The sequence below is a fragment of the Halorubrum salinarum genome (assembly GCF_013267195.1).
Classification (GTDB): domain Archaea; phylum Halobacteriota; class Halobacteria; order Halobacteriales; family Haloferacaceae; genus Halorubrum; species Halorubrum salinarum.
The window spans coordinates 2,252,572-2,261,507 of record NZ_CP053941.1; the positions used below are offsets into that span (position 1 = coordinate 2,252,572).

At 73.5% G+C, this 8,936-nt stretch carries 9 protein-coding genes; 3 read left to right on the forward strand and 6 right to left on the reverse strand.

Annotated elements, in window-relative coordinates; all coding sequences use genetic code 11:
* Window positions 1–196 precede the first annotated feature (196 nt).
* The 4 genes from HPS36_RS11555 to HPS36_RS11570 all read right to left on the reverse strand — a co-directional run bounded on the left by HPS36_RS11555 (window position 197) and on the right by HPS36_RS11570 (window position 4,238).
* A complete protein-coding gene (locus tag HPS36_RS11555) occupies window positions 197–1,318 on the reverse strand; it encodes an SDR family oxidoreductase (RefSeq protein ID WP_173230245.1) in 1,122 nt (373 codons plus the stop codon).
* Window positions 1,315–2,175 carry a TatD family hydrolase gene (locus tag HPS36_RS11560; RefSeq protein ID WP_173230246.1) on the reverse strand — a complete coding sequence of 287 codons (861 nt, stop codon included), beginning with the start codon at window positions 2,173–2,175 and terminating at the stop codon, window positions 1,315–1,317. The genes HPS36_RS11555 and HPS36_RS11560 overlap by 4 nt, the downstream gene beginning before the upstream one ends.
* A gap of 90 nt (window positions 2,176–2,265) precedes the next feature.
* On the reverse strand, window positions 2,266–3,297 hold the full coding sequence (locus HPS36_RS11565; protein ID WP_173230247.1) for a ring-cleaving dioxygenase: 1,032 nt from the start codon (window positions 3,295–3,297) through the stop codon (window positions 2,266–2,268).
* Between the two features lie 80 nt (window positions 3,298–3,377).
* A complete protein-coding gene (locus tag HPS36_RS11570; RefSeq protein WP_173230248.1) occupies window positions 3,378–4,238 on the reverse strand; it encodes a DUF7260 family protein in 861 nt (286 codons plus the stop codon).
* Window positions 4,239–4,411: 173 nt separating this feature from the next.
* On the opposite strand from HPS36_RS11570, the gene HPS36_RS11575 reads away from it, so the two are divergent.
* Window positions 4,412–4,777, forward strand: coding sequence for a cupin domain-containing protein (locus HPS36_RS11575; protein ID WP_173230249.1), 366 nt, complete (start codon window positions 4,412–4,414; stop codon window positions 4,775–4,777).
* A 20-nt stretch (window positions 4,778–4,797) separates the two neighbouring features.
* On the opposite strand, the gene HPS36_RS11580 is transcribed toward HPS36_RS11575, so the two are convergent.
* Both HPS36_RS11580 and HPS36_RS11585 read right to left on the reverse strand, forming a co-directional pair.
* Window positions 4,798–5,136, reverse strand: a complete 339-nt coding sequence (locus HPS36_RS11580) for a hypothetical protein (RefSeq protein WP_173230250.1) — start codon at window positions 5,134–5,136, stop codon at window positions 4,798–4,800.
* Window positions 5,133–7,586 carry a penicillin acylase family protein gene (locus HPS36_RS11585; RefSeq protein WP_173230251.1) on the reverse strand — a complete coding sequence of 818 codons (2,454 nt, stop codon included), beginning with the start codon at window positions 7,584–7,586 and terminating at the stop codon, window positions 5,133–5,135. Before HPS36_RS11585 ends, HPS36_RS11580 begins: the two co-directional genes overlap by 4 nt.
* 89 nt (window positions 7,587–7,675) lie before the next feature.
* Here HPS36_RS11585 and HPS36_RS11590 point away from each other — a divergent pair, with 89 nt between their 5' ends.
* Together HPS36_RS11590 and HPS36_RS11595 are read left to right on the forward strand one after the other, a co-directional pair.
* Window positions 7,676–8,416: a competence/damage-inducible protein A gene (locus HPS36_RS11590; RefSeq protein WP_173230252.1), complete on the forward strand. Its 741-nt coding sequence runs from the start codon at window positions 7,676–7,678 to the stop codon at window positions 8,414–8,416.
* Between the two features lie 105 nt (window positions 8,417–8,521).
* Window positions 8,522–8,878, forward strand: a complete 357-nt coding sequence (locus HPS36_RS11595) for a DsrE family protein (RefSeq protein WP_173230253.1) — start codon at window positions 8,522–8,524, stop codon at window positions 8,876–8,878.
* The last annotated feature ends 58 nt before the right edge of the window (window positions 8,879–8,936 follow it).

Below are 8,936 nucleotides of genomic sequence, written 5' to 3' on the forward strand. Positions count from 1 at the left end.
CCGTACGTCGCCCGGCCAACTCAAATGCCTTTCCTATCGATCGCCGCGCGAGACCGCGTCTCACCCGCGTGAATCCCGGATTCCCGGCGGCGCCACCGTCCCGCGGTCGGACGCCTTTGCCCCGGGGTCGGATGTCTCCGTCCGGGGTCGGTCGCCTCCGTCCCGCGGTCGGGCGCCTCCGTCGCCCCTCCCGGACTCACGTCATCGGGTCGTCGCCGAGGTCGGGGTGGTCCCGCGCGAACGCGACGATCCGGTCGACGTACGACCCGAACCGCGGGACGGAGACGTCGGTGTCCGCCAGCGCGTCGCTCGCGTTCGGGCAGCGGTAGCGGGTCGGGTGGTCGAAGTAGTCGATCGTCGCCGGCTCCACGTCGACGCCGCGCGCCGAGAGCAGCCTCGCGGCCGCCTTCGCGACGGGCTTCGGCGTCGGGACCGTGACCGTCCGGCGCCCCGCGGCGTCGCTCATCGCGGCGACGAACGCCGGGACGGTGAGCGGGTCGGGGTCGCAGAGCTGGTACGTCTCCCCGACGGTCTCGGCGCGACCGCTCAGTTCGGCGATCGCGTCGACCACGTAGTCCCGGGGCACGACGTTCAGCTCCGTGTCCGCCGCGCCGGGGATCGAGAACGCGACCGCCAGCCGCCGCGGCTGCGCGAGGAGCAGCCGCAGGAGGTTGTAGGGGCCGTCGAGTTTGTCGGTCTCGCCCGTCTCGCTGTCGCCGACGGCGATCGCCGGGCGGTAGACGGTCGCCGGGAGCCCCTCGGCCATCCGCTCCCGCACCGCGACCTCGGCACGGTATTTCGTCGCCTCGTAGTGGTTGTTGAACGACTGGCCCTCGCGGAGGTCCTCGGCGGTGAAAACCCCGTCGTACCGGCCGCTGACGTAGCAGGTGCTGACGTAGTGGAGGCGGTCGACGCCGACGCGCTCGGCCGCGTCGAGGACGTGTTCCGTGCCGCGGACGTTCACCGCCTCGGCGAGGTCGGCGTCGACGCTCAAGTCGTACACCGCGGCGAGGTGGTACACCTCGTCGACGCCGCCGAGCAGGTCGGGGTCGTCGAGCGCCGCGCCCAGCCCGAGGTCCGGCTCCGTGATGTCGCCCTCGTAGAGGTGGACGGCCGCCCCGTCGCCGGCCTCGTCCCCGACGTCGGCGACGATGTCGCGGGCGCGCCGCGCCGCGAGGTCGCGGTACCGGGGCTGGACGAGGCAGGCGACCGGGCCGTCGCCGCGGGCGAGCACGCGCCGGAGCAGCGCCGAGCCGAGGAAGCCGGGGAACCCGGTGAACAGGACCGCCGGCGGCCGCGAGGCCGTCGCCCCGCTCACGGCTCCCCCCGCTCCAGCGTCGCCTCGGTGTCGATCCCGTACACGTCGCGCGGCGTCTCGACGTGCGCCCGGCGGACCGCCTCCTCGTGACCCTCCTCCAGCAGCCAGCGCACCCGCCGGGGGACGGTCTTCGGGCCGAGCACCATCCCCGGGCGGTCGGGGTCGTCCACGAAGTCCGTCTCCATCAGGAACGGCTCGCCCGCCTCGGCGGCGCGCTCCAGCCGCTCCTTGTCGCTCATCACGCTCGGCGTGACGCCCGCCAGCTCGCCCGCGGCGTAGTGTTTCACGACCTTCGAGGGGTCGAGTCCGACCTCGTCGGCGACCGCGGCGAGGTCGGTCAGGTCCTCGGTCGCCTCGGTGTGGAGCTGGACCGCGCAGTCGACTTCAGCGCCCAGCTCGAACGCCCGACGAGTGACCGCGTTCGACGCGTCCCACACCGCGTCGGTCACGTCGTAGTGGGGGCGGCCGGACTTCAGCGCGAGCGCGTCGCCGTCCGCGACGTACTCGCTCGCGACCGACAGGCCGCCGCGCATGAGGTCGCGGGCCGCCTCGGGCGAGAAGCCGCGTTCGTCGACGAGCCGGCTGATCAGTCCCGGATGGACGCCGAGGACGGGCCACGCGCGCCCCGGGAGCGTCTCGCTGGCGGCCGCGACGGTCTCTAACGTCTCCTCGAAGACGGCGCGGAAGTCGTCGGGCTCGTCGGGCTCGACGCCGAGCAGCCACGAGGGCTTGTTCACGACGAGCAGGTGCGTGCCGCCGAGCCGCGCGAACTCCTCGACGGCCTCGATCCCGCGGCCGTGTCGCGGGTCGAGGTGGAGGTGGTCGTCTAGCACGGGCGTGCCGAGGTCCTCGGTCATGGGCGTGGATTCGGCGGCGACGGATTAGAAGGATCGGTCCGCGGCGTCGTCCGCGCTGTCCGTCTCGTCCGACCTCCGTGCCGACCGCGCTCAGTCGGCGCGGTTCGCCGCGAACTCGCCGTCGGCCCGCGGCACGGTCACGTCGGCGAGGCCGGACTCGATCTCGTCGCGGCGCTCTTTGAACCGCCCGGGCAGCACCAGGCGCTCGCCGAGCGCGTCCAGCGGCTCGTCGCTCGCGTAGCCGGGGTCCGCGGTGGCGAGTTCGAAGAGGACGCCGGCGAACTCCCGGAAGTACACGGAGCGGAACCAGTGCCGGTCGATCTGTTGGGTGGGGCGGAGGCCCATCGACGCGACCGCGTCGCGCATCCCGGACTGGTCGTCGTCGGTCGGGGTCTGGAACGCGACGTGGTGGACGGTGCCGCGCCCGGAGCGCCCGCGGCGGTCGACCTCGACCACGTCGACGTACTTCCCGACGGGGCCGCCGGCCGCGAACCGGGTGCGGTCGCCGTCCGTGCTCGCGTCGGCCTCGGACTCGACCTCAGTCAGCCCCATCGTCCGGAGGAGGCGCTCGGTGCGCTCGGGCTCGTCGATCCACAGCGTCACCGAGTGGAAGCCGCGGATCGCGGCCGACTCGGGGACGTGCGCGGTCCACGCGGTCGTCGGGTCGTCGTCCGGAATCTCGACGGCGACGAGCTCCACGGGGAGCCCGTCGGGGTCGCGGAAGGGGACCACCGTCTCGCCGAACCGCTCCTCGCGGGCGTCGTAGTCGACGCCGCGCTCGTCGAACCGCTCCTCCCAGTAGTCGAGGCTCCCCTCGGGGACCCGGAACGCGGTGCGGGAGACCTGCCCGGAGCCGACCTCGCCCTCGGGGAGGTCCGTCCACGGGAAGAAGGTCATGCTCGTGCCGGGCGTCCCCTCGGCGTCGCCGTAGAAGAAGTGGTACGTGCCGGGGTCGTCCTGGTTGATCGACCGCTTCACGAGGCGGAGCCCAAGCGTCTCGACCCAGAAGTCGAGGTTGCGCTGCGGGTCGCCCGCCACGCAGGTCACGTGGTGGATCCCCGGCGTGGGGGTCGGGCCGTCGCTCGCGGGTCGGTCGGCGCCGTCGTCGGTGGCGTCTGTCATGCCCCGCACTACGTCGCGGAGGGACTTGAATCGGCGCGGACACGGGTGTTACCGGGTCCCGGCCGCGGCCGACGGGCGGCTCACCGCGTCCGCGCCATCGCCCGCTCGATCCGGTCGCGCAGCCGCTCCAGCCGGTCGCCGACCGCCCCGACCGCGGCGAGGACCGGATACGAGGCGTCGAGGCCCTGATAGCAGTACGCCGCGAAGTCGATATCGTCCCCGATCGCCAGCCGGCGCTCGTGGTCGGCGAGGACGCGCTGGCGCCGCGCAGCGATCCGGTCGCAGTCCGCGACGAGCGCCTCGGTCCGGGTCCGGCAGGCGTCGAGCGCGCCGAACCCGGCGGCCGCCGCCGCGGCGTCGCCGTCGCCGAGCTCGTCGTCGATTGCCGCGACCTCCGAGCGGACGGTGTCGAGCCGGGACCCGCCGCGCTCGACCGACTCGACCTCGGACTCCAAGGCGTCGAGGAACGCCTCGCGCTCCTGGACCGCGGTCTCGACGGCGCTCAGGAGCGAGCGCTTGTACGCCTCGTGGAAGCTGTCCGTCCGGGTGAGCGCGTACGCGATCTCGGGGCCGAACTCGGCCGCGACGCTCCGCTCGTAGGTGTCGTCGTACTCCGCCTCGTAGTGCGGCACGGACATCACCGTCGCCCGGTACGCGTCTCGGACCGCGACGAGGCTCGACCCGGGCGACGCCGCCCCGCTGGCGCCGCCGTCGGGACCGCCCGCCGCCCCGCCGATCGCGCCGCCCGCGCCGCGGGTCGGATCCATCGCGGCGGGACCCGCCGCGGTCGCGTTCCCGTCCTCGGTCGGGACCGACGACACGCGGCCGCGGAACGCACGGAGGGCCTCCCGCTCGTCGACGGTCCGGCGGCGCTCGACGCGGAGCGCGGCCCGCGCCGCCCGGATCGGATCGCTCGCTTCGTCCGCGTGGGTCGCTGCCATACCTCGCGGCACGCAGAGTCCCCTCCTAAGCGCTTATATGAGGGGTCCGGCGCGCGCCCGAGCGGTCCGCACCGCTCCGGAGCGCTATATACCACGCACACGATCCGGACCGTCGCGGGCGCGCGGCGCCCGGGGTGAACAGCGACTTTACCGCTCCGCCCCCGACAGCCGGTATGGAGACGGTGTCCCTCGCCGAGGCGTTCGGCTCGTTCGACGAGACGTGGTCGCCGCGGCTCGCGGCCGAGCTCAACGGACAGGCGGTCAAGCTCGCGAAGGCGGACGGGGAGTTCGTCTGGCACAGCCACGCGGACGCCGACGAGCTCTTTCTCGTCCACGACGGCCGGCTCCGGATCGAGTTCCGCGAGGCGGACGACGCGGTGCTGGAGGCCGGCGACTTCACCGTCGTCCCGCGCGGGACCGAACACCGGCCCGTCGCCGAGCCCGAGGCAGAGATCCTGCTGTTCGAGCCGAGCGAGACGCGCAACACGGGCGACGTCGAGACCGACGAGACCGTCACCGACGTAGAGCGGCTGGACTGAGCGCCGGGCGTCGGACCGCGTCAGGTCGCGACGGCCCGCGCGAGCGACCCGAACAGCGGGAGCGCCAGCCCCGCGCCGACCGCGACGTAGGTGATCGGCCGCATCCCCGGCACCGCGGCGGCCGCCGGGCCGAGCGAGACCGCGAACGCGGCGAGGGCGACGACGCCCGCGCCGAGCGCGTACGCGACGCCGCGGCGGACCGTCGGCGCGACGAGCGACGCGAGCGCGCCGGCCGCGATCAGCCCGAGCCAGTGGACCGACGCGAACGCGACGCCGACCGCCGCGGCGGCGACGACCGCGACCGCGTGCGCCCGCGGCTCCGTCCTGACGCGCTCTACCGGCGACGGCGCGTCGCTCATCGCGACCCCTCCGTCGGCTCGAACCGCACTGCCGGGTCGCCGCCCCCGCCGAGCGGCATCGGGCGCTGGTCGTTTTCGAGCCAGTGCCGGAGCTGGTCGTCGTAGTGCTCGGAGAAGTAGTCGCCGGAGTTCCCGCCCGGCAGCACGGCGGTCGCGTCGGTCCCCGGCCGCACCACCATCCGCCAGCTTGACCCGACCGACGACTCGACGCGGTAGTTCTTCACGGTGGCGGGCGAGCCGTCCGCCGGGCGCTCCGCGTAGTTCAGGAACGGCGCCTCGCCGCCGAGCGGGTGGGTCATCGCCCGCGTGGTGTTGTAGTCGCCGTAGGCCTCCCAGCCGGCCTCGTCGGCCTCGTCGAGCGCGTCGCGGAGGGCGGCGACCGCGAGGTCGGCCCGCGAGCGGCCGTTGAACAGCGGGTCGTCGTCCGGGAGCCGCGCGAGCGTCCAGTCGCTCGGGTAGTAGGAGTCGCCGAGGTCCGCCTCGTCGAACGCGGGCCCGAAGACGCGCTCGCGGAACGCCGGCAGGTAGCGGGCAAAGAGCAGCGCGCCGCGCGAGTCGCGCGCCATCCGGTAGTCCCAGTCGTCGAGGGCGTCGGCCGCGTCGACGAGCGCCGGGTCGGGGTCGGACCGGTCGCGTACGGCGGCGACCACCTCGGGGACGAGTTCCGGCGCGCGCCCGTCGCGCACGTCGCTCTGGAGCCCGCGGTGGAACTCGGGGTCGGTCGTCCCCCCGTCGGCAGTCCGCTCGGCCAACCGGTCGGCGATCCGCGCGCCGCGGTACGGGGTCGCGTAGTCGACGCCGACGTAGTGGGTCGGGTCGTCGATCGGGCGCTGGTTCGCCGTCGAGAGCGCGTCGGGGTCGATCGCGTGCGGCTTCTCCTCGAAGGGGACGAACCCCTCCCACGAGGACTCGCCGAACGGCTCGAACCCCTCCCACTCCCCCTCGCCCGCGGAGCCGTCGAAGACCCGGTCGCCGTCGACGACCTCGCCGTCGGTCCGGCGGATCGGCAGCCGGCCGGTCGCGAAGTAGAGCGTCCGGCCGTCGGCGTCCGCGTACACGAGGTTCTGCGTCGGCAGGTCGAAGTCGCGGGTGGCTTCGAGCAGGTCGTCTATCCCCTCGCTGCGCCCGTACGCCTCGATGGCGGTCGTGGTGCGCGTCGCCGTGTGGCCGGTCCACGCGACGCCGACCGTCCGCCCCTCGCGCTCGATCAGCGGGCCGTGGACGGTGCGGCGCACGCGGAGCTCGCGGTCCTCGCCGCCCGCGACCGGGATCGTCTCGCGCTCGTCGACCTCGAAGTTGCGCCACTCGCCGTCGTACCGGTAGCGGTCGCCCGCCTCGTCGATCTCGTACCGGTAGCAGTCGAGCACGTCGGCCCCGAGGTTGGTGAACGACCACGCGCCGCGGTCGTTCGCGCCCGCGATGACGAAGGGCACGCCCGAGAACGTCGCGCCCCGCACCGAGCGCTCGGGGGTGTCGACCGACTGCTCGTACCACAGCGGCGGCGCCTGAAGCGAGAGGTGCGGGTCGTACGCGACGGTCGGCGTCCCGCTCGCGGTGTGCTCGCCCGAGACGACCCAGCTGTTCGAGCCGACGCCGGTCGGCGACTCGAAGCCCGAGAGCCAGTCGGTCAGCGCGGGGTCGACGGGGTCGACGGAGCCGCGCTCCCGACCGTTCGAAGCCCGCCTTCGACCCTTCGACCCGCGCTCGCCCGCGTCGGCCAGCGCGGACTCCCGCGCCCCGTCGAGCCGCGTCTCGGTCCCGTCGAGGATCGGGTCGTCGTGGTCGTACCGCGTCGGGAACAGGGTCTCCGCGCGCTCCGCGCCGAGGCGGTCGGCGACGAGCGCGCGACGCAGCTCCGAGAAGCTCCCCGTGAGCGTCCACGATATCTGCTTCTCCATCAGCATCGAGTCGACCGGCGTCCACGGCTCGGGCTCGTAGCCGATCAGCTCGAACTCCAGCGGGAGCGGGAGGTCGTCCATCGCGGCGTTGACGCCGTCGGCGAACGCCTCGACGAGCGGGCCGGCGCGGGTGTCGGCGACCGCGTCCCAGGTGACCGCGGCGGCGTCGGCGAAGCCCATGGCGACGTTGAACTCGTCGCTGTCGAGCGTCGCCTCGCCGATCACCTCTGAGAGCCGGCCGCGCATCACCCGCCGCTGGAGGTCCATCGCGAACAGGCGGTCGAACGCCTGGCAGTACCCCACCGCGAAGTACGCCGCGGGCTCCGCGTCGGCCTCGACCTGCGGGACCCCGAACTCGTCGCGCGAGACGCTCGCCGCCCCGTGCGGGCTCTCGACCGTCTCCGGGAGCGACCGGTCGGCCGCGTCCCACGCCTCGCCCGACAGCGGAGCAAACGAGTCGAGGAGGTCGGCCACGTCGCTCGCCGCCAGTCCGGCGCTGCCGGCCGCGAGGACGCTCGCGAGGACCGCGCGGCGCGTGGTGTCGCGTGTCACTCCCCGACCGAGGCCGCGGTCCCTCATTATTATTCGGGTCCGTCCGCGGCGGGAAACGTACATCCGTCGGCCGGTCGTACGACGGTCCGATGGAGGTCGCGCTGATCACGGTCGGAGACGAGCTGCTCTCGGGCGACACGGTGAACACCAACGCGAACTGGCTCGCCCCGGAGCTGAGCGAGCGCGGCGTCGCCGTGTCGCGGATCCTCTCGATCCCCGACGACAGGGCCGAGATCGCGGACCGGGTCAGCGAGTACGCGGCCGACTTCGACGCCGTGATCGTCACCGGCGGGATCGGCAGCACCCCGGACGACGTGACCATGGAGGCGGTCGCGGACGCGTTCGACCGCGAGATGGCCCCGACCGACCTCACGCGCGAGTCGGTCGAGCGCCGGCTGGCCGCGATCCGCGAGCGCGTCCCCGACCGCGAGTTCGACGTCGACGTCGAGGCCGAGGCGTCGGTCCCCGAGGGGGGTCGCCCGCTGGTGACCGAGGCCGGGCTCGCGCCGGGCTGCGTCGTCGAGAACGTCTACGTCATGCCCGGGATCCCGGACGAGCTGAAGGCGACGTTCGAGACCGTCGCAGACGAGTTCGCGGGCGACCGGCGCTCGCGGTTCCTCTACACCGTCGAGCCGGAGTCGAACATCATCGACGCCTTGGAGGAGTCGATGGAGCGGTTCGACGTCGCCGTCGGCTGCTACCCCGACCGCGAGGCCGACCACAACCGGCTCAAGGTGACCGGGACCGACGACGACGCGCTCGACGCGGCCGCGGCGTGGCTGCTGGAGCACGCCGACGCGAGCGAGACGCCGGTGTCCCGGGACTGGTGAGGGAGGGTGCGCTCGCGGACCGGTTCGGGCCCTCTCGCCGGTCCGGTGATCCGAACACACAGCCGCGGGCGGGTTTTGTGTGCGTGCCATGTATCGGGAGCCACGATGGCGAAAGCAGCAATCGTGATCCTCGCCGGTAACGAGTCGCACGCCGACTACGGTCGCCTCGCGAACGCCCTGGAGGCGGCCAAGGAGTTCGCCGAGAACGACGACGACGAACTGAAGCTCATCTTCGACGGCGCCAGGACGCAGTGGGTCCCGGAGCTCGAAGACGAGGAGAGCGACTACCACGAACTCTACCGCGCGGTCCGCGACGACGCCGCGGTCTGTGACTACTGTTCGAGCGCGTTCGACGTCGCGGACGCCGTCTCCGAGTCCGGGCTCGCCACCCTCGCGGAGTACGACGGCCACCCGAGCATCCGCTCGCTCGTCGACGACGACTACGAGATCATCACGTTCTGAGCGGCTCGGTCCGCCGAACCGCACTCACGCCTTTATCGACGCTCTCACCTCGCCAGCG